The organism is Providencia sp. M-27 (assembly GCF_011077905.1).
Classification (GTDB): domain Bacteria; phylum Pseudomonadota; class Gammaproteobacteria; order Enterobacterales; family Enterobacteriaceae; genus Providencia; species Providencia huaxiensis.
Map to the genome: position 1 here is coordinate 89,191 of NZ_JAALBT010000008.1, position 20,721 is coordinate 109,911.

At 42.3% G+C, this 20,721-nt stretch carries 22 protein-coding genes; 15 read left to right on the forward strand and 7 right to left on the reverse strand.

Translation table 11 applies throughout. The annotated features are described in order from the left end of the window. Positions 1–60 precede the first annotated feature (60 nt). The 9 genes from cheA to G6Q48_RS13125 all read left to right on the forward strand — a co-directional run bounded on the left by cheA (position 61) and on the right by G6Q48_RS13125 (position 9,661). The gene (gene cheA, locus G6Q48_RS13085) at positions 61–2,145 is read left to right on the forward strand and encodes a chemotaxis protein CheA (RefSeq protein ID WP_166266873.1); all 2,085 of its coding nucleotides are present in this window, start codon (positions 61–63) and stop codon (positions 2,143–2,145) included. Positions 2,146–2,161: 16 nt separating this feature from the next. Further along, positions 2,162–2,659: a chemotaxis protein CheW gene (cheW, locus tag G6Q48_RS13090; RefSeq protein ID WP_166266875.1), complete on the forward strand. Its 498-nt coding sequence runs from the start codon at positions 2,162–2,164 to the stop codon at positions 2,657–2,659. A 104-nt stretch (positions 2,660–2,763) separates the two neighbouring features. Next, positions 2,764–4,449 carry a methyl-accepting chemotaxis protein gene (locus G6Q48_RS13095; RefSeq protein ID WP_166266877.1) on the forward strand — a complete coding sequence of 562 codons (1,686 nt, stop codon included), beginning with the start codon at positions 2,764–2,766 and terminating at the stop codon, positions 4,447–4,449. A gap of 116 nt (positions 4,450–4,565) precedes the next feature. Further along, complete coding sequence (locus G6Q48_RS13100) at positions 4,566–6,134, forward strand: methyl-accepting chemotaxis protein (RefSeq protein WP_166266879.1); 1,569 nt, start codon at positions 4,566–4,568, stop codon at positions 6,132–6,134. Between the two features lie 133 nt (positions 6,135–6,267). Next, positions 6,268–7,104 (forward strand): CheR family methyltransferase, encoded by an 837-nt coding sequence (locus G6Q48_RS13105; protein WP_102139584.1) that lies wholly within the window; start codon positions 6,268–6,270, stop codon positions 7,102–7,104. Next, complete coding sequence (locus G6Q48_RS13110) at positions 7,104–8,171, forward strand: protein-glutamate methylesterase/protein-glutamine glutaminase (RefSeq protein ID WP_102139585.1); 1,068 nt, start codon at positions 7,104–7,106, stop codon at positions 8,169–8,171. Before G6Q48_RS13105 ends, G6Q48_RS13110 begins: the two co-directional genes overlap by 1 nt. A gap of 41 nt (positions 8,172–8,212) precedes the next feature. Then, positions 8,213–8,605 (forward strand): chemotaxis response regulator CheY, encoded by a 393-nt coding sequence (cheY, locus tag G6Q48_RS13115; protein WP_004255705.1) that lies wholly within the window; start codon positions 8,213–8,215, stop codon positions 8,603–8,605. A gap of 24 nt (positions 8,606–8,629) precedes the next feature. After that, positions 8,630–9,268, forward strand: coding sequence for a protein phosphatase CheZ (locus G6Q48_RS13120; protein WP_102139586.1), 639 nt, complete (start codon positions 8,630–8,632; stop codon positions 9,266–9,268). Positions 9,269–9,355: 87 nt separating this feature from the next. Beyond that, on the forward strand, positions 9,356–9,661 hold the full coding sequence (locus G6Q48_RS13125; protein ID WP_102139587.1) for a helix-turn-helix transcriptional regulator: 306 nt from the start codon (positions 9,356–9,358) through the stop codon (positions 9,659–9,661). Positions 9,662–9,703: 42 nt separating this feature from the next. Here the strand turns inward: G6Q48_RS13125 and G6Q48_RS13130 are convergent, their stop codons facing one another. Genes G6Q48_RS13130 through G6Q48_RS13140 form a run of 3 tightly spaced genes read right to left on the reverse strand, consistent with a single transcriptional unit; the run spans position 9,704 to position 10,824 of the window. After that, positions 9,704–10,261: a hypothetical protein gene (locus tag G6Q48_RS13130; RefSeq protein WP_166266881.1), complete on the reverse strand. Its 558-nt coding sequence runs from the start codon at positions 10,259–10,261 to the stop codon at positions 9,704–9,706. Positions 10,262–10,276: 15 nt separating this feature from the next. Next, on the reverse strand, positions 10,277–10,585 hold the full coding sequence (locus G6Q48_RS13135) for a CcdB family protein (RefSeq protein WP_166266883.1): 309 nt from the start codon (positions 10,583–10,585) through the stop codon (positions 10,277–10,279). Then, positions 10,585–10,824, reverse strand: a complete 240-nt coding sequence (locus G6Q48_RS13140) for a type II toxin-antitoxin system CcdA family antitoxin (protein WP_102139589.1) — start codon at positions 10,822–10,824, stop codon at positions 10,585–10,587. The genes G6Q48_RS13135 and G6Q48_RS13140 overlap by 1 nt, the downstream gene beginning before the upstream one ends. Positions 10,825–11,087: 263 nt before the next feature. Here G6Q48_RS13140 and flhB point away from each other — a divergent pair, with 263 nt between their 5' ends. Continuing rightward, the gene (gene flhB, locus G6Q48_RS13145; RefSeq protein WP_102139590.1) at positions 11,088–12,239 is read left to right on the forward strand and encodes a flagellar biosynthesis protein FlhB; all 1,152 of its coding nucleotides are present in this window, start codon (positions 11,088–11,090) and stop codon (positions 12,237–12,239) included. Continuing rightward, entirely contained in the window at positions 12,232–14,331 is a 2,100-nt protein-coding gene (flhA, locus tag G6Q48_RS13150; RefSeq protein ID WP_166266885.1) for a flagellar biosynthesis protein FlhA, read from the forward strand. Before flhB ends, flhA begins: the two co-directional genes overlap by 8 nt. A gap of 152 nt (positions 14,332–14,483) precedes the next feature. Here flhA and G6Q48_RS13155 read toward each other — a convergent pair whose 3' ends face one another. The 4 genes from G6Q48_RS13155 to flgA form a co-directional block, all read right to left on the reverse strand. Continuing rightward, positions 14,484–15,455, reverse strand: a complete 972-nt coding sequence (locus tag G6Q48_RS13155) for an Abi family protein (RefSeq protein WP_102139592.1) — start codon at positions 15,453–15,455, stop codon at positions 14,484–14,486. Between the two features lie 205 nt (positions 15,456–15,660). Continuing rightward, positions 15,661–16,101 (reverse strand): flagella synthesis protein FlgN, encoded by a 441-nt coding sequence (locus G6Q48_RS13160; protein WP_166266887.1) that lies wholly within the window; start codon positions 16,099–16,101, stop codon positions 15,661–15,663. A 9-nt stretch (positions 16,102–16,110) separates the two neighbouring features. Further along, complete coding sequence (gene flgM, locus G6Q48_RS13165; protein ID WP_102139594.1) at positions 16,111–16,413, reverse strand: flagellar biosynthesis anti-sigma factor FlgM; 303 nt, start codon at positions 16,411–16,413, stop codon at positions 16,111–16,113. A gap of 481 nt (positions 16,414–16,894) precedes the next feature. Then, positions 16,895–17,533 (reverse strand): flagellar basal body P-ring formation chaperone FlgA, encoded by a 639-nt coding sequence (flgA, locus tag G6Q48_RS13170; protein WP_207393040.1) that lies wholly within the window; start codon positions 17,531–17,533, stop codon positions 16,895–16,897. Between the two features lie 238 nt (positions 17,534–17,771). Here flgA and flgB point away from each other — a divergent pair, with 238 nt between their 5' ends. The 4 genes from flgB to flgE are packed head-to-tail and all read left to right on the forward strand — an operon-like array spanning position 17,772 to position 20,713. Then, positions 17,772–18,185 carry a flagellar basal body rod protein FlgB gene (gene flgB / locus G6Q48_RS13175; protein ID WP_004255669.1) on the forward strand — a complete coding sequence of 138 codons (414 nt, stop codon included), beginning with the start codon at positions 17,772–17,774 and terminating at the stop codon, positions 18,183–18,185. A 5-nt stretch (positions 18,186–18,190) separates the two neighbouring features. Continuing rightward, the gene (flgC, locus tag G6Q48_RS13180) at positions 18,191–18,595 is read left to right on the forward strand and encodes a flagellar basal body rod protein FlgC (RefSeq protein ID WP_004909868.1); all 405 of its coding nucleotides are present in this window, start codon (positions 18,191–18,193) and stop codon (positions 18,593–18,595) included. A gap of 12 nt (positions 18,596–18,607) precedes the next feature. Further along, on the forward strand, positions 18,608–19,465 hold the full coding sequence (locus G6Q48_RS13185; protein ID WP_166266889.1) for a flagellar hook assembly protein FlgD: 858 nt from the start codon (positions 18,608–18,610) through the stop codon (positions 19,463–19,465). Between the two features lie 27 nt (positions 19,466–19,492). Continuing rightward, positions 19,493–20,713: a flagellar hook protein FlgE gene (gene flgE / locus G6Q48_RS13190; protein ID WP_094961173.1), complete on the forward strand. Its 1,221-nt coding sequence runs from the start codon at positions 19,493–19,495 to the stop codon at positions 20,711–20,713. The last annotated feature ends 8 nt before the right edge of the window (positions 20,714–20,721 follow it).

The following is a 20,721-nucleotide window of genomic DNA, read 5'->3' on the forward strand; positions in this document are numbered from 1 at the left end:
TCTGCCGGGTTGTTCGGCAGTCAGCGTTAAGTGAAACTTAAGCGAAATTGGATAAAAACCATGGATATTACCGAGTTTTATCAAACATTTTTCGATGAAGCTGATGAGTTGCTCAGGGATATGGAACAACATTTACTTGATCTTGATCCTTTTGACCCGGATAGCGAGCAACTAAATGCCATCTTCCGCAGTGCCCATTCAATCAAAGGAGGGGCTGCAACCTTTGGTTTCACTCAGTTGCAGAATACGACTCATACATTGGAAAATCTTTTAGACAAGGCGCGTCATGATGAGTTAACGCTCACACCTGACATAATTGATGTCTTTCTCGATGCTAAGGATGTTATGGCATCACAGTTAGATGCCTATAAAAATGATTCTTTGCCAGATGAAGACACTTTCAAACGCATTTGTGAGGTGCTTAGCCGGGTTGAAAATAGAGCAGAAGAGGTTGCTGAGATAGATGCTGCGCTACCTGAGCCTAAAGTTGAGAATACGGTTGTTAAAGAAACTTCCACGGAGCAAGGTGAATATTCACACTACTTTATGATCTCGTTAAATCAGCTCAAAGAAAATGAAGTTGATTTACTGGCGGATGAACTCAGTTTATTTGGGCATTTATATCACACTGAAAAAACAGCAAATAGTTTGCAAGCATGGGTGGGCACTAATACGGATATTGATGATATTAGTGGAGTGCTATGTTTTGTGGTGGATGAATCGCAAATTAACCATGAAGCCATTTCCTTTGCAGATTGCTGCGCTTTTTCGAAAGAAGAAACGTTATTAAATGACGATAAAGTTGAAGCAAGTGAAATTGAAACAGAGGTAAGTGACGTCGCAGAATCGCAAGATACGCCACAAACCTCGGTAAAACCTACCGTACCCGTGCCAGCTACCCCAGCTAAAAAAACGGCAGTCGCTAAACCGAAAGGGGATTCGAGCAGCATTCGTGTGGCCGTAGAGAAAGTTGACCAGTTGATCAACTTAGTGGGGGAATTGGTGATTATTCAATCCATGTTGACCCAACATAGTCAACATGTCGATCAGAACGAATACAGTGATTTGTTAAGCTCAATCGTACAGTTAGAGCGTAATTCCCGCGCTTTGCAAGAATCCGTTATGTCAATTCGCATGATGCCAATGGATTACGTGTTTAGCCGTTTTCCTCGCATGGTACGCGATATAGCTTCCAAATTAGGTAAAAAAATCGAACTGAAAGTCGAAGGAAGCTCAACTGAGCTGGATAAGAGTTTGATTGAGCGCATCGTCGACCCCCTGAATCACCTTGTTCGTAATAGCCTCGACCATGGGATTGAAAAGCCTGAAGTTCGTGTGGCAAATGGTAAGCCAGAAGCTGGCACATTGACCTTAGCGGCAGCACACCAAAGTGGCAATATTTGCATTGAAGTTCGTGATGACGGTGCTGGGCTAAACCGTGAACGTATTTTGGCGAAAGCGAAATCACAAGGCATGAGTGTGCATGATGGTATGAGCAATGATGAAGTTGCGATGCTGATTATGGCTCCGGGTTTTTCAACGGCAGAAGTCGTAACGGATGTTTCTGGACGTGGCGTTGGAATGGATGTGGTTAAACGAAATATCCAAGACATGGGCGGCCGTATTCAAATCGGTTTTACCGAAGGCAAAGGGACTATTATCCGCATCTTATTACCGCTCACTCTAGCCATTTTGGATGGTATGTCTGTGAAAGTCGCGGAGGATGTTTTCATCGTCCCATTGAGTGCCATTATCAGCACCTTGCAACCTCGCCAAGAGGATATTTATCGCTTAGCTGGCGAGGAAAAAATGTTGCTTGTGCGCGGTGAATATTTACCACTTGTTGAATTACACCAAGTATTTTCCATCGAAGAAGCCGAGCGAAATCTAGATAACAGTATTGTGCTGATTATTCAAAATGCAGGCCACCGTTTTGCGTTGTTAGTCGATAAATTAGTTGGGCAACAACAAGTCGTCGTAAAAAATATTGAAAGTAATTATCGCAAGATCCCCGGTATTTCTGCAGCAACGATTATGGGCGATGGTTCTGTTGCATTGATTTTAGATGTGGCTGAGCTACAAAAAATGAATAACAGCATTTTGATTAAAAAGAAACAGCAGGTTTCTCAACCTGTCGTGCACTAAATAGAGGCCATACACCATGTCTATGTTAGATGATGATTTAAATAAACACGAAGAAGAAAAAAACGGCGAAGGCTACCTTATTTTCACCTTGGGTGAAGAAGAATATGGCATTGAGATCTTAAAAGTGCAGGAAATTCGTGGCTACGAACAAGTAACTCGTATCGCGAATACCCCTGATTTTATCAAAGGAGTGACTAACTTACGTGGGGTCATCATTCCGATTATTGATTTACGGGTGAAATTCTCCCATGAAAACGTGGTGTATAACGATAACACGGTCGTTATTGTCGTGAATTTAAAAGATCGTGTCGTCGGTATTGTGGTCGATGGCGTCTCAGATGTGCTGGTTTTGAATGAAGAACAAATTGCGCCACCGCCTGATTTTGCCGTGACATTATCGACTCAATATTTGACAGGACTCGGAACATTAAATCACCGTATGTTGATTTTAGTCGATATCGAAAAATTATTAACTAGCGATGAAATGGCGCTGATTGACAGCATGGCTGAGTAACTCTCAGCCCCAATAATTGTTCAAATAATAATAAGTCATTAACTAAAGTTTTTGGTTGGATTACCGATATCCAAAATACAACAAAATTATGTTAGTAAAACGTCATGTACAGTCGAATTAAAATCGTATCGGGACTTTTGTCCGTCATTTTTATCTTTATTTTGCTGCAACTGGTGTCCAGTGGGTTGATGTTTACCAAACTGGGCGATAACAGCGACAGCATCAGTTATTTGAATTCATTACAACGCCAAAGACAAGTATTAACAGAAAGCTGGGTCAATTTGTTACAAGCTCGGGCAAACTTAAACCGCTCTATCAATGCCTATTTACTTGAAGGTCGTAAAATTCAAGACGATGCAACGACAGAAGACTTGATTAAAGCCGCTAAACGTAACTTTAAAGCTGCTGATGATGCTTATGTCCGCTATAACAAGCTGATGCAAAGTTCAGATTATGATAAAGCCAAATTTGAAAAACTGTTTAGCACCTATGAAACCTATCGAGACGCATTAATCAAGTTAGGTGAATTTGCGGAAAAAGGCGATCTTGAAGGTTTTTATGCACACAGAACCTCAGGGCACCAAGTGAAATTTGAAGAGCAATTTAATGCGTATTTTGCGGACATTTTTGCTGATTTCCAGGCCGAAGTCGTCAATGCAGATAATAACTATCGCCAATCGTTATATATGTTGGTGACGTTATCTATCTTACTCGCCTTAATTGGTTTCTTCAGTTATCGCTATGTTCGTAAAGGTATTATTGAGCCACTCAATATCTTAATTGAACGTATTAAAGTCTTTGCGTCAGGCGATTTAACACCTAACGTGACCACGATTGCCAATAATGAAATTGGTGAGTTGGCCAATGGCGTTCAACATATGCAGCAGGAACTGATTAATACCGTTCGTGGTGTGCTAGATGGTAGCGAAACTATTTACCAAGGTACAACTGAAATTGCTGCAGGTAACAATGACTTGTCGGCACGAACTGAGCAACAAGTCGCTTGCTTAGAAGAAACCTCCGCCAGTATGAGTGAGTTGACTGCAACCGTAAAACAAAATACCGAATATGCTCACCAAGCCAGTGAATTTGCAAACCAAGCTTCAGTGATAGCGAAAGAAGGCGGCAAAGTGGTATCGAATGTCGTCAGTACCATGCTAAATATTGCGGATAGCTCACAGAAAATCTCTGATATCACCGCAGTTATCGATAGCATCGCTTTCCAAACTAATATCTTAGCGCTCAATGCGGCTGTCGAAGCGGCACGGGCCGGTGAGCACGGACGTGGTTTTGCCGTCGTCGCTGATGAGGTGCGTAACTTAGCACAGCGTAGTGCTGATGCCGCTAAAGAGATTAAAACGTTAATTGAAGATTCAGTGTCAAGAACAGGGACAGGTGCTCGCCAAGCAGAAGATGCAGGTGAAACGATGACCAAGATTGTCGAGTCTGTCACACGGGTGACTGACATTATGACGCACATTGCGACCGCATCCGATGAGCAAAGCAAAGGGATTGCACAAGTCAGTATCGCTGTTGCAGAAATGGACAAAGTTACACAGCAAAATGCGTCGTTGGTTGAACAATCTGCGGTGGCAGCTAATGTCTTGGAAGAACAAGTGGCGAAACTGTCGCAACTGATCTCTATCTTCCGTTTACCACCATTAAAACAAAGTGAAATACGCAATATTCAGCCGGCAGCAAGAACGGTTTCAAATATCGTTAAAACACCGGATCTGACAAAACTGTCATCGAAAGAACATAAAGATGATGACAATTGGGAAACTTTCTAAGGGTTAAGCTCAGTTTTTCGCTGCAAAGCCTCGGTTTTGCAGCGTTTCTGTGCATTAGAAAACAAGGCAATGTTTCAGAGGTTCAGTTCTCTTAGCTGGCACAAGTGGGGATTTCTATGTTTGGTAAAAATATCCGAATTTCGGTGAGTTTGTATCTACTTCTCATTTTATTTTGTGGGATGCAGATTGTGTCTAGCGGGGTTTCTGTTGGGATTGTTGTAAGTGAATTAAAATCTTTAGAGCGTATTGATTTGGGGTCTGATAAGCGGGCGATGCTTGAAGAAACCAGTAAACACCTGATGCAAGCACGCAATAGCCTGACGCAAATTGCTTTACTGCATAAAGTGGGTGGTAACGAACCATTGATTGAAGAAACGAGAGTGACTTTTGATAAATTACTCGAAGAAGCTGAGAAAGACTACATCAGGTTTAAAAACCAACCTCTTTTGAGTGAAAAAGAAAATCTCGCAGCACTTGAGAGCCGGTATAAAGCATTTGTGTTGACACTCAAAGCATTAAAAACACATTTAGATAACAACGACATTGCCGCCTATATTGAACTTCCTGCCCAAGAAAACCAGGATCAGTTAGAGCAAGTTGTCGAGGAGTACCTTGAATTACTGAATGCGGAAAACGATGAATCTCTTGCAGCAGCAAGAATGTATAACACGTTTGCGTGGAGTTCATTCGCCTCAGTGATCGTCATCATCATCGCTGTTATCGCATTTGCTCACTATTGGATGAAACGTAAAGTCATTAACCCGCTAAAAAGTATGGGAGATCACTTTGCACTAGTGGCGGATGGCAAACTAAATCAAAAAATTGAAGTCACAACCGGTGATGAAATTGGTGAAGTGTTTGGTAAGTTAAAAGACATGCAGGAGTCTTTAGTGACTTCAGTGACAGCATTGCGCTCGAATACTGATCAAATGTATACAGGGATCCATGAGATTGCTTTAGGAAATAATAACTTATCATCACGTACTGAACAGCAAGCGGCATCACTAGAAGAAACTGCGGCGAGTATGGAAGAGTTGACAGCAACTGTTAAGCAGAATGCGGATAACGCACGCCAAGCGAGTGAACTGGCGGTGAGTGCATCAAAAACCGCAACGAAAGGTGGAGAGATCACTGAAGATGTGATTGACACCATGACCTCGATTTCCAATAGCTCACAAAAAATTAGCGCCATTATTAGTGTGATTGATGGCATCGCTTTCCAAACCAATATCTTAGCATTGAATGCCGCCGTTGAAGCCGCTCGAGCGGGTGAACAAGGGCGTGGTTTTTCTGTGGTTGCCGGTGAGGTCAGGGCATTGGCTCAGCGCAGCGCGGAAGCAGCAAAAGAAATTAAAACATTGATTGATGAGTCTGTTGGCAGAGTGAGCCAAGGCTCTCAACTGGTTAATGAGGCGGGTGCAACCATGAGTGAATTGGTTGCAGCTGTTAACCAAGTTACTGAATTAATGGGTAATATTGCATCTGCTTCCAATGAGCAAAGCCGTGGTATTGAGCAAGTCGCCACAGCAGTAAGCCAAATGGATTTAGTGACACAACAGAATGCGGCATTAGTTGAACAATCGACCAGTGCGACAGCGGCACTAGAAGACCAAGCAAACAACTTAGTCGATACCGTTGCATTCTTTGAATTACCCGAAAGCCATTTAAATCGTAATCGGCGTTAAGTATTGTGAAAATTCGTTTCTGAATTTTCGGTGGATAACCGTAACAGGTTATTTTTCCTTAGGTTATCCATCCTAAAAGGCAGCCAAATAACTGGCTGCCTCTGGGTTTTTATTGAATAGGACGACAAGTACGATGCTTTTTGTACCACAGGTAGAACCACTGACTGATGATGAGTTTGGTCGGGTTTGTCGATTTATTCATAAAAAATCAGGCATTGTCCTCACCATGAATAAAAAAAATATGGTCTATAACCGGCTATTAAAGCGGTTACGTGATTGTAATATCGACAATTTTTCAGATTATTTACGAATGTTAGAGCGTGAGCCTCACCATGCAGAATGGCAAGCTTTTGTGAATGCTTTGACGACAAATTTAACGGCATTTTTTCGTGAGCCACATCATTTTGTGACGTTAGCAGACTTTGTTCGCACTCGTAAAAATAGCGCCATTAATATTTGGTGTGCCGCATCTTCAACAGGAGAAGAGCCGTATTCGATAGCAATGACACTGAGCGATGTTCTTGGGCCAAACGCCATCAATGCCAAAGTGATTGCCAGTGACATTGACACGGAAGTGCTAGAAAAAGCGAAACAAGGTGTGTATCGCATAGAAGAGCTGAAGTCTTTAACAGCATTACAGAGACAACGTTATTTTATGAAAGGCGTTGGCGAGTTTGATGGCTATGCGAGAGTCAAGCCTGCATTACGCCAAATGATTGAATTTCGTTATTTAAATTTGAGTGATCATGATTGGCAAATGCAGCACCGATTTGATGCGATTTTTTGTCGTAATGTCATGATTTATTTTGATAAAGAAATGCAAATCAAAATGTTAGAGCGCTTTGCCACATTGCTTAAGCCAGATGGCTTGCTATTTATTGGGCACTCCGAAAATTTATCACAGCTATCGCAAAGTTTCGTTATTAAAGGGCAAACCGTCTACAGCTTACAAGCTGCGAGGAGGGGGTAATGAAAAAAATTAAAGTGCTATGTGTGGATGACTCAGCACTGATGCGCCAATTAATGCGTGAAATTATTAATAGTCATGAAGACATGGTTGTGGTCGATACTGCACCAGACCCTTATGTCGCACGTGACTTAATTAAACAGCATGAACCGGACGTGATCACGTTAGATGTGGAAATGCCACGAATGGATGGTATTGATTTCTTAGAAAAATTAATGCGTTTGCATCCAATGCCTGTGGTAATGGTTTCAACATTAACGTCGAAAGGTTCAGAGGTGACGTTAAAAGCGTTGGAATTAGGTGCCGTGGATTTTGTCACAAAACCCCAAATTGGTATTCGTGAAACGATGATGAGTTATCGCGATATTATTGGTGAAAAAATCCGTGCGGCAGCAATGTCTAAAATTACGCAACGGAGCCGCTTTGCTCGTCCAGAAAAAAAGATCAGTGAACCAGCGTCTCAAGCCAAAGCGCTCTCTCCTTATGTTTGCAATAGCCGTGTGATTGCGGTTGGCGCATCGACTGGAGGCACGGAGGCGATACGTCAATTTCTGGAAATGTTACCTCATGAATGTCCTCCGGTAGTGATTACTCAGCATATGCCTGCGGGTTTTACACGCTCTTTTGCTGATCGCTTAAATAAACTCTGTGTTTTGACCGTAAAAGAAGCCGAGCACAACGAGTTATTACAAAAAGGCCATGCCTATATTGCACCGGGCGATTCGCATATGTTGATTGCTGATAAAGGCAAGGGATTTCAAGTCATTTTACAACAAAGCGAACCTGTTAACCGCCACCGTCCTTCTGTTGATGTGCTGTTCGATTCGGTTGCTCAATGTGTTGGGCGAAAATGTATTGGGATCTTATTGACAGGAATGGGGATGGATGGTGCAAAAGGGCTATTAAATTTACGTAAGCAGGGAGCAATTACTTACGCACAAAACGAAAGTAGTTGTGTTGTGTTTGGTATGCCTCGTGCGGCGATTGAAATGGGGGCTGCGGATGAAGTGCAAGATATCCTCAAGATTGCCCCAAGTGTTTTAGCAAGACTTTCTTCTGTCACGGTTTAAACCGAGGCAGGAACTCACAATTGTATTTTGAAGGAGTGGTTATGGCCGCTAAAGATCTTAGTTTTTTGGTTGTCGATGATTTTTCTACAATGCGACGTATCGTCCGTAACTTATTAAAAGAGCTCGGATTTAACAAAATAGAAGAAGCGGAAGACGGTGTTGATGCATTAGAGAAAATCCGTACAGGTAGCATTGATTTTGTCGTGGCTGACTGGAATATGCCAAACATGGATGGCCTTGAGTTGCTTAAAACCATTCGTGGTGATGATGCTTTGAAGCATATCCCCGTATTAATGGTGACAGCCGAAGCGAAAAAAGAAAATATTATTGCTGCAGCGCAAGCGGGTGCGAGTGGTTATGTCGTTAAGCCGTTCACTGCCGCTATCTTAGAAGAAAAACTGAATAAAGTATTTGAAAAAATGGGTCTGCAATAACAGTGCGCGCCAAAGGAGATTTTCATGACTGAACAAGTGGGTATGGAAGGTATTCGCAATGGTAATGATGATTTAAAACAAGTCATTACGCGCATTGGTACGCTAATGAGAACCCTGCGTGAGAGTATGCGCGAATTGGGTCTAGAAAAAAGCGTTCAACAGGCGGTGGCCAGTATTCCAGACGGTAAAGACAGGCTGCGTTATATCGCACAAATGACAGCGCAAGCGGCAGAGAAAACCTTAAATGGCATTGATGTCATCAAACCACTGCAAGTGGACATGAATAAGAATGCGCAGGAGCTGCAGCAACAATGGCAAGAAACCGCTGGAGATACGGTTCCTACGCAATTGCGTGAGTCAACAGAAGCCTTTTTAGGACAAGTGATCCAAGACAGCGAAACGACTAAAGCAGAGCTGTTGGAGATCATGATGGCGCAAGATTTCCAAGATTTAACAGGGCAAGTCATCAAAAAAATGATGGAAGTAGTTGAAGAAGCAGAGAAACAACTGCTAGCACTGTTAATGGAAAACACGCCACCTGAAATGCGTGCGAAAACGCAAAATGAAGGTCTGCTTAATGGCCCGCAGATCAATAAAGAAGGCGTTAATGTGATGGCATCACAGTCTCAGGTTGATGATTTACTCGATGAACTAGGCTTCTAATTGCCAACATGGTTTTTAATTAAACTACTCTAATTACATAGGGTTAGGGTAGTTTTCTTGTACTTGAGCGACAAGGAGGAAATTGCAATGATAAATAACGATTTAATTTCGACTTTGGTAATGAAAGAACAAGCTGAAACAGTTCAAGAAAATGAAGAGGATAGCGACGAATGTTATTCTGAGTTACAGGTGAGGCAAGCGTTAATCAATCAACTAAAAAAAGCGCGTTTAGCCAATAACTTAACCCAGATGCAAATTGCGGAGAAAATGCAAACACAAAAGCAAAACGTGTCGCGCTTGGAAAAAGCGCAGTTCGACCCGAAATTAGGCACATTATTAAAGTATGCAGAAGCGGTGGGAATGCGGATTACATTAGATTTCTCATCTAAATAATAATAGGTATGCCAATTAGTATTGATGTGGGTAATTTAATTGCTAATCATGTTGATAAACCGTGATAATTTGGCTGCCAAGAACTTGCTCAAATTGGTCAACAAAATCATCGCGTATATCCCAATTATGAAAACTGAAACCTAGATTGCCGAATGCCCATTGTGGATCAAACCGCCACTTTGATAGAGGAGCATGAAAATCGCAACATAAACAAGCGAGATTTTCTGGTTTTCCTTCATACCAGTCGGATACCGCATCACCCCATGCGTGACTCTGTTCGCTTTGTTCATTTGCACACTGTGGGCAGTAAATACCGAGACCATTTCCCCCTGCATGGAATACAGTGCGTTCGGTAACGATAGATAAATAGTTTTTCAAAGTACCTTCAGGTAACTGAGTCGGCACGATCTCATCATTAATTACGTACAAAATGGGTTCTTTGTGAGCGGGGGTAGGACGATAAATCACTTCACCATACTCGATACCTTGAAAATCAGGGTCGATAATACCTTGCTGTTTTAGCCAATTAAGCATACGTGAGGCTTCTTTTGGGGCATCTTCTAAAGTGATATTTGGGGCAACAAGGTGGCAAGTATCCATAATAACCTTTTGTCGTTAAAAGCCATCAATAAGTAAGTCAATTGCGTGTTTAATGGTGTCTCGTTGGCTACTTAAGTCAACGATTTCTTTCCCTAATAATGAATAAGGGACGCAAGCCATTTGGTGAGTCATTAAAATGAAAACCTGCCCGTTGATAGATAATTGTGGATTTAAGCGTACAGGTAATGGTTTTTTAACAAGCCTACTATCGAATAACGGGATGACTAAGCGAGTATTCAATATATCAATAATATTACTTTGAATATCCAGTAAATATGGGTATTTGATAGCATTATTTCGATTTTGATAGAGGCAATATTGCATTAAAAATCCTTGTATTTATCTGAGAGTAATCCATGTTCTTCATTGATCCTATTTAACTCATTAAAACCTTCTCTATTTTCATTTTTCCATTTCTGCGCTTCTAGGCGTTTTAATTCAGCCTGCAAGGCACACGTTAGTATTGCAGATAGGTTAAGTTTTGCCTGCCTAGCTTGTTCGTAGAGTTCAGGCGCCACCGTGACACTGACGGTTTTTTTCATTCTTTGAGCCGTGGTATTCATGGGATTTCCTTAATTACACGTGTTCATACGCATGTAATTTAGCATGCTTATTGCTCATATAGGGATTTTATTCTTTATTAATACGAAATATAGGATTATCTTCAGTGGGCGCTCATGTTTGCGAAACCCTTCGCAAAATTGCCGCCTTATTGCTCAATAGGCAAATAACCCCCTTGAACTGCGTCTATTTTCCACCATTGATTTTTTTACACTCTGTCATGCTATAGCGATAACTCGTATTTTCATTAAATTTTGGAACCGCGGTGTCCGACGAGAGTGATGTAGAAAAAACAGAAGAACCCACACCCCATAAAAAGCAAAAAGCCAAAGATGATGGGCAAATCGTTCGTTCAAAAGAACTTAGCTCGCTAATGATGATGTTAGCTGGCGTGAGCTTGCTATGGCTAAGTGGTGGGCATCTGGCGACACAGCTACGGCAAATTGCTCGGCAGGGTTTTATATTTGATAGCCATTACTTGCAAAATACAGGTTTGATGCTCAGTTACTTAGGGCGCGTTGTGAGTGAGGCGTTATTTGCTTTATTACCCGTCATCGGCGGGTTAGCGTTAGTGGGTATTTCTGCGTCATCGTTAGTGGGGGGACTCGTTTTCAATAGCAAGTTGATTAAATTTGATTTGAAAAAGTTAAATCCAATCAAAGGGCTAAAACGTATTTTTTCTATGAATGCGTTATCGGAGTTATTTAAAGCGATTTTGAAATCGTTATTTGTGGGGTTAGGGGCATTTATTTTTCTTTGGCAAAGTTGGCCCTCATTACTGCATTTAGTCATGGAATCACCCGTTACGGCGCTAAGTAATGCATTGCAGAAAGTCATTTTTGCAGGGTATTTAATTGTGTTTTTGCTTATTCCTATGGTGGCTTTTGATGTTTTTTATCAGTTTCGCTCCCATTTGAAAAAATTGCGCATGAGTCGCCAAGAAATCAAAGATGAATTCAAGCAGCAAGAGGGCGACCCTCAAATTAAAGCTAAAATCCGTCAACAGCAGCGTGCGATTGCGCGTAACCGAATGATGGCGGATGTCCCAAGTGCGGATGTTATTGTCACTAACCCGACACACTATGCGGTTGCCCTAAAATATGATGACAAAAAAATGGGGGCACCAAAAGTATTAGCGAAAGGGGCAGGCGTATTGGCTCAGCGCATCAAAGAAATTGGTGAAGAGCACCGAATATTACAGTTAGAAGCACCGCCGCTTGCTCGTGCGCTATATCGCCACGCAGAGATAGGGCAAAGCATTCCTGTTGCATTATATGCAGCGGTTGCAGAAGTTTTAGCATGGGTTTACCAACTGCGTCGTTGGCGCCGTGAAGGTGGGCTCAGACCAAAAAAACCGAAAAATTTACCAGTGCCACCGACGCTGGACTTTGCTGGAGATAACAATCGCGATGGCTAATTTGGCTTCATTATTAAAATTGCCGAAAAATTTACAGGGAACGCAGTGGCAAATACTGGCCGGGCCGGTTCTTATCTTATTGATTTTGTCGATGATGGTATTGCCATTACCGGCATTTTTATTGGATTTACTGTTTACCTTTAATATTGCGCTTTCCATTATGGTGTTATTAGTGGCGATGTTTACCAAGCGTACGTTGGATTTTGCCGCTTTTCCAACCATATTACTGTTTGCAACTTTACTGCGACTCTCTTTGAATATCGCTTCTACCCGGATCATCCTAATGGAAGGCCATACAGGACCAGATGCTGCCGGGCGAGTCGTCGAAGCATTCGGCCATTTTTTGGTGGGGGGGAATTTTGCAATTGGTATAGTGGTGTTTATTATCCTCGTATTGATTAACTTTATGGTTATCACAAAAGGAGCCGGACGTATTGCTGAAGTGGGTGCACGTTTTGTTCTTGATGGAATGCCAGGCAAGCAAATGGCGATTGATGCGGACCTCAACGCGGGTATCATCAGTGATGATGAAGCCAAAAAGCGTCGCACAGAGGTTACACAAGAAGCTGATTTTTATGGCTCAATGGACGGTGCGAGTAAGTTTGTCCGTGGGGATGCTATTGCGGGGATCATGATTATGGTGATCAACGTAGTGGGTGGGCTGATTGTTGGTGTTGCTCAACACAATATGTCTTTGGGGAATGCGACGAGTACATATACCTTGCTGACTATCGGTGATGGGCTTGTGGCGCAAATACCTGCTTTGATTATATCAACAGCGGCAGGGGTTATTGTCACTCGTGTCGCAACCGATGAAGATGTGGGTGAACAGATGGTCACCCAGCTATTCAATAACCCTCGCGTGATGTGGTTGAGTGCAGGAGTTCTCGGTTTAATCGGTTTGATCCCGGGCATGCCTAACTTTGTCTTTTTGCTGTTTACCGCAGCATTGGCTGCCCTTGGTTGGTATTTAGTGCGTAAATCCCAGAAACCGGAAAGTGCCACGGGAGATAATAGCCAATCGCAGCATTTCCAAGAAGCCAATAAAGTGGTTGAAGCCACGTGGGATGACGTGCAATTAGAAGATTTATTGGCGATGGAAGTGGGTTATCGGTTGATCCCATTAGTCGATAATGAACAGCAAGGCGAGTTATTAGGGCGATTGCGTGGTTTACGTAAGAAATTTGCTCAAGAAGTGGGGTATTTACCACCGGTGGTGCATATCTGCGATAACTTAGCACTTTCCCCATGTGAATACCGAATTCTGATTAAGGGCGCGGAAGTTGGACGTGGTGAAGCACAGCCTGGTCGTAGTCTGGCTATTGACCCAGGCAATGCCGCGGGGACGCTACAGGGGGATATCACTAAAGAGCCTGCGTTTGGTTTACCCGCAATCTGGATTGATGATGATTTACGTGAACAAGCACAAATTCAAGGGTATACGGTGGTATCAGCGAGTACTGCGGTGGCAACTCACTTTAATCAAATTTTACTGCAAAACTCCAGCACCTTATTTGGCCGCCAAGAAGCACAGATGCTGTATGACCGTGTGAAAAAAGAGATGCCAAAACTGGCAGATGACTTGATCCCAGATACGATTTCGTTAACGATTTTGCACCGTGTACTACAAAATTTATTAATGGAAGATGTGGTGATCCGCGATATGCGCACCATCATTGAAACCTTGGCCGAAATGGCCGGGGAAAACGGGGAAAATAAAGATACCGATTACTTAACATCTCAAGTGCGCATTGCATTAGGCCGAGCAATCACACAGCAGTGGTTTGGTCATGCAGAAGAAATTCAAGTAATTGGTTTAGAGGCTAGCCTTGAGCAGATCTTACTGCAAGCCGCGAAGAACGGCGGTGGGTTAGAGCCGAATTTGGCACAGTTTATTCAAACTCAAGCGGAGCAAGCCGTGGCACACCAAGAGGCGATGGGGGCACCAACGGTATTATTAGTCAACCATGGTTTGCGTTTGATTTTATCGCGTTTCTTGCGTCGCAGCCTGCCGCAGCTGGTGGTTATGTCGAATTTAGAAATGACGGACCACCGTAAGATAAGAATGACGTCGATGATTAGTGGCAGTTAATCATCTTGCTTCTATCTGAGGAGTTATGTAGTATAAGTCTGTAGTCGTTTTGAAGCTAAATTGTTCTTATACCGAAGGCGTGTATTTGAATGCTCGTCAAAACGCAAAGAAAGTACAAAGAGGCCGCTCTAGTAAGAGCGGCCTCTTTGTACTTAACTGGCTAAAAAACGCCCTACAATTTTGCCTTTATCTGTTAGCAACACAGATTGCCCATCACGCAGGACTTTTTTCAAATTGTGCTTTCGTCCGATTTTACTCAAAGCTATCTTTTTTGTACCTGATGCGAGTTTAAATGCGGTTAATCCATCTATGTGGATAAGCTGAACTAAATCTTTATGAGTAAAGCTATGTAGGTAGTAGGATTGCATATCGCTAGATAGCCACCCAAGTAGGTCGATTAAATGACGATACTCTAACTTTAGTCGGCTTAACGTTGAAGTGATATCATCAGGGGCACTTTTGATTATCGAGTTATCAAACTCATTAACTAAGTTACCAAATTTCCATATAGGTTCAAAATGAGCACATCTATTGCGCAGTTTATTTGTTTGCAGCAGCCGTTGAATGATTCTATGTCGATTTTTTATATCTTTAGGATGTGACTTTTGATGGATAGAGTACGGGTAATACTGAAAAATTTTAGGAAATATTTGTTCCCATGGAATAATTTCACCATTGCTGGTTTTATTAATTTTTAAAATATGCGCCCATTTTCCATTCTCTAGAGTTGAAATTATTTTATGTGGAGCAGGGGGTGGTTGAATATATTTGCCATTTTTCTTTTTCGCAGAATCAATAGCGTTGAAAAGTTTATTACTGCGTGTCAGACCTAGATAATCATACCAATTACAAGACTGAGCATTACCAGATAATTTTTTATTACATACAGTTAATTGATTTGTAAAATAAAAATGGCTAAGAGTATTATGGATTTTGTTTCTTAACGTGATTTCAATTATACCAATCAAGTACATAAACTTAGTGGAAATTTCTTCATTCCAACAGTAAATGCCATGCAATTCGTTCATATCTGTTGTTTTGAATATGGTTCGATAGTTAAAAAAACGTTCGATACTAATATCTATAATGTGTGAGTTTACATTTATGGGTGGTGCCCTAAACATATCTATCCCCGTGGTATTTAAGAGATATAGTCTAATTGATAAACGTTATCTCAGATGAAATAGTTAAATTTACTTAACTTATCATTGAGGGGGGATGATAAAAAGAGGTTGTTACAGAGATTTTGTCTGTATTTACCCTTTATGAGCGGGATATGAAATGAATACTAGATAAGACGGGTGTGTTTTGGACAGGATAAAACACACCTTAGATCGAAATTTTCTTACCTAATGCAGGGCTTTTTGACTCTAAACCATCCGCACCATAAGTGGATTGGTTATTATGTTTTTTCACAAAATTGAGGCGTTGAGCGTTGAACTCAATATGCAATTGTAGCATTTGGTGATTACGGTAATTCAGCTCTTTTAGCTCAGTTGTTAAGCTTTTAATGGCTTCCCATACACCTGCTAGTGCATCATTGCCTTCATAAGGTGCACTGATCTCAGATTGTGCTTCTAACGCTAGGCGGTTTGTTTCACCATGGCCGATCGCAGCAACTAAAAACCGTTTTTGTTCAGTGGTTTCCTGAAAAGGCGAAGGCGGCACACGGTGATAACCTAGTAATAGCTCTTCATTTTTCATCACTATTTGTAATGATTGCAAATGGGCGAGTTGTTGCTCAAGTAATATCAGTAATTCGTCAGTCATAGTGGTTATTTATTTCATTGATAACATGCATTCATGAGCATCGCGCAAAATGCCATCAGCAATTTTTTCAGCATCCATAGTTAGGGTGCCATCTTTGATTGCTTGTTTAATTTGTTCAACTTTAGCACTATTAATATCACTTGCTTGTGGTTGCAATAATTTTTTTTGTAGCTCACTAGGAGCAAAAGAACTTTCTTTAACGACTTCATTAGTGGGCACTTTTTTGTCCCGCATCGGGGCAGCCGCATCTTGTGGATCGCGGTTTGTCACCTGAGTCAACGCAGAAATTGCAGATGTTTGCTCAATAGCCATAATGTGTTTTCCTATTCCCGATTTTTTTCATATGTGAGTTATCGGCTTATATTGATGAATCTTTAGTGTGTATAGTGTTACAAAATATTGCATTACTCGTCATACTTCAAGTTGCAGCGTTGTTAACTGCGCTCAGATAGCCGAATCACATACTTGTGTATGCTCATCGGTCTATCTTTACTTGTCGCCTAGCTGCCACTTGAATTATTTAGAGTAAATACTCGTGATACTTCAATCTGCAGTGTTGTTGACTGCGCTCAGCTCGCCGGATCACATACTCATGTATGCTCATCGGTCTCTCTTCTCTTGTCGCCTAGCTGCAACTCGAATTATTTAGAGTATATACTCGTGATACTTCAATCTGCAGTGTTGTTGACTGCGCTCAGCTCGCCGGATCACATACTCATGTATGCTCATCGGTCTATCTTCACTTGTTGCCTAGCTGCCACTTGAATTATTTAGAGTACAAGTGGGGTTGTTTTTATTTTAATGCCACTTGAACACTGCCATTTTCGAGCGCTTCCCCATTCACAACTTGCCCATTTAACAAGCGCACTCGGGTATTTTGGCCGGCAGTGGCGTTATTAATCGCTCTGCCTTCGTATTTCACTGAGAAATTATCACCATTGGCGAACACAAATACCGTTTGCCCCGCTTTTATTGCCCATGGTTGTCTTGTCATTGATTTTGTGAATGTTTGTCCGGCTGGAATATTGCGCAGGGCGATCGCTCCGCGAAGTGCGATTTTATCGGTGCTTGCGCCTGCTGGTAGCTTATGTAATAAGCCCTTTTTAGTTCCGATATCAACAAACTGTATAGATTCCCCTCTGGTTATATTACGTGTGGCTACGTAATACTGGCCTGTAACATTCACCGTTAGCTGAATAAACTGTTTTTTCTTGCCACATTGTACTGGGAGGGAAACATTACCCATATTGCGTCCACCAATAGGTGGGTTGATTTGAGGGTACTCACAAGTTGGCCAACGCTCAATTGGGGTTTTAATTTCTATTGAAATGTGCGTTTTCTTGCCATGAATTTGGCGAAAATAATGGTTGATATCTTGGGGTAACGACGCTTCAGAAAGCGCTGGAGTAAGCCCTAACAAACTGATTACCATATATAATGGCATTTTTTTAGCGTAATACATCCCGTTGTATTCCCCCCAACAAACAAACTTTTTCACGATTGCAGTTTACGCAGCTCCGTAATAATGAATGAGCCAAATAGGTCAATTATTTTGCCTTTATCTCGCCATTAGATTTTTTAGTAGGCCGCTAAGATATGCGGGTCGAATTTTAATTTTTACTCACGAACGCTCAAATTCAAGGATCGCGTTATTTCCATTGAGGCCCACTATGATTGATAAATTAAACGCCACGTTTGCTTTCCAGCAACAGGCTTTGTCAATACGCGAAGCAAGGCAGACCGTATTAGCTTCAAACATTGCTAATGCCGACACCCCCGGCTACCAAGCACGTGATATTGACTTTAATCGTCAACTTCAACAAGCCATGGATAAAGGTGTGGTAGGGGGAAAAGGCGTGACGCTCGCTGTTACGTCGAAAGGACATATCGAAGGGCGAGGGGGCAAAGCGCCAAATATTGACCTGAAATATCGTGTTCCTTACCAAACCTCAATGGATGGTAATACGGTAGATATGGATATTGAACGCAGCCAATTCGCAGATAACACCCTGAAATATCAGGCCGACCTTACATTCATCAATAGCCGCGTCAAAAGTATGCTGGCTGTCTTACAGCAAGGGTAATCTTCATGGCTTTACTGAGTATTTTTGATATCTCTGCATCTGCATTGACCGCGCAATCTCAACGCTTGAATGTCAGTGCGAGCAATATGGCAAACGCAGAAAGTATTGCAGGGCCTGATGGTCAACCATATCGTGCAAAACAAGTCGTTTTTCAAATGGCACCACAAGGGCGCCACGAAGTGGGAGGCGTGCGTGTGAGTGAGCTGATAGAAGACCCTACGCCACCCCGTATGGAATATAAGCCCGGTCACCCGTCAGCGAATGAAAAAGGCTATGTGCAAATGCCGAATGTCGACATGGTTGGTGAAATGATCAATACCATTTCAGCCTCCCGTAGCTATCAAGCCAACTTAGAAGTGATGAATACAGCAAAAACCTTGCTGCAAAAGACACTCACAATAGGCCAGTAAGGGAGCGTTTTCATGGGAATTGCAGCCACAATGTACGACTCTTTGGACAATTCGATAGCTGGCCCTGAGCCGGCTGCGAGCAATGTGCCAAAGAAAAGTCAAAGTGACGATATGCGCGACACTTTTTTAAAAATGATTGTCACGCAGATGCAAAACCAAGACCCAACAAAACCAATGGAAAATACGGATTTAACCAGTCAATTGGCACAAATTGCCACGCTTGAAAGCATGAATAAACTCAGCGATAGCGTGAGTGGCATTTCCCAACAAATTGGTTCAGGTCAGTCATTACAAGCCACTCAGCTTGTCGGAAAAGGTGTGCTTATTCCGCGCAATGAAATCATTTTAGCACCACTCAAGAAAGAGAGCACAGGCGAAGACAGCAATGTGACTAAGCCATCAAACCCGCTTCCTGACGAGGGCATCAGCCCAAATAGCCCTTCAATGTTTGGGCTTAGTAACAAAGGTGCTATTGCAGGTGAAGAGGGCGGTGAAGAGCCGCAATCTGAATATATTTCCTCGCCGTTTGGGTTCTTTTTACCGAAATTGGCGGACAACGTTGAAATTACTATTCGCGATAAAAACCGAATGGTTGTGCGAACCATTACCTATGATACGGAAGTTAAACCCGATATCTATGATATGGCGTGGGATGGTCGTGATAACAACGGCAACTTGGTCACGGATACAACAGGAAAATATTACTTTGATGTGAAAGCCGTCAGTTCAGGGGCTGAAATCGAAGTGACCAAACTGGGGTATACCCGTGTTAACGGTGTGACCCCAGGCTCTGACGCACCATTACTTGATGTTGGCATTGGGCAAAGTGTCCCGCTGAGCAGCATTTTCAAAGTTTATCCATCTTCTTAATTTACCCCCAATACTCATGGAGAAAATATGTCTTTTTCACAAGCAGTCAGTGGCTTAAATGCAGCCTCAGCGGGGCTTGATTCAATTGGTAATAATATTGCCAACTCCGCAACAAATGGTTTTAAAGGCGCGACGACCTCATTTGCCGATATGTTTGCAGGCTCAGGTGTTGGCTTAGGTGTCAATGTGGCCGCAGTGACCCAAAATTTTAAAGATGGCCCAATCACGCGCACGGATAGAGCGACAGACGTTGCCATCTCAGGTAATGGTTTTTTCCGCGTACAAGACCAAAACGGTGATACTTACTACAGCCGTGATGGTCAATTCTTACGCGATAAAAGCGGTAATTTAGTCAATAACCAAGGGATGGTAGTCACAGGTTACCCCGCGAGTGTTGATGAAAAAGGCAATGTTACCATCCAAAGTGGTGGTGTACCTGAAGGCTTGAATATCCCAACGGATATGATGGATGCGAAAAAATCTGAGTTAGCGAAACTGACGATAAACCTTAATTCTGAAGATAAAGTTAAAGATAAGAAATTTGACATCACAAAGCCTGATGATTCAGCAACGTATAACTTTAGCACCACAATGACCGCTTTCGATAGTCAGGGTAATACCCATGAAATTTCAGTGTACTTTGTTAAAGAGTCAGATAACAAATGGACCGCTTATGCGAAAGACGCTAACGAAACTGAAGCTAAAAAACTGGGTGAACTAGAGTTTGATGGTAATGGTAAGTTAAAAGACGCAGATAAAGCCACATTTGCTTTCGCGTATAACGGGTTAAATGGCGCTGATAATGGAATATTAAACGTTGATTTAAGTAAGACTCGCCAACAAAAAGTCAGCGAGTCTTCCGTTAGTGCGATTGATGTTGACGGTTATCCAGCCGGTGAATACACCACCTTTAAAATCGAAGATAACGGTTTGATTACCGCTAACTATTCTAACCAACAAAAACGTGTGGTTGGTCAAGTGGCATTATCCGCTTTCGCAAACCCAAATGGTCTGGTCTCCCAAGGTGGCAACGTTTGGGCCTCTTCTAATGCGTCAGGTAACCCGATGGACGGCGTTCCGGGTGTCGGCCAGTTCGGTAAATTAACCAGCGGTGCGTTGGAGTCTTCTAACGTGGATATGAGCCAAGAGTTAATTAGCATGATTGTGATGCAGCGTAATTACCAATCAAACGCGCAAACCATCAAGACACAAGATCAGATGTTACAGACGCTAGTTAATTTACGATAAAACAAGAG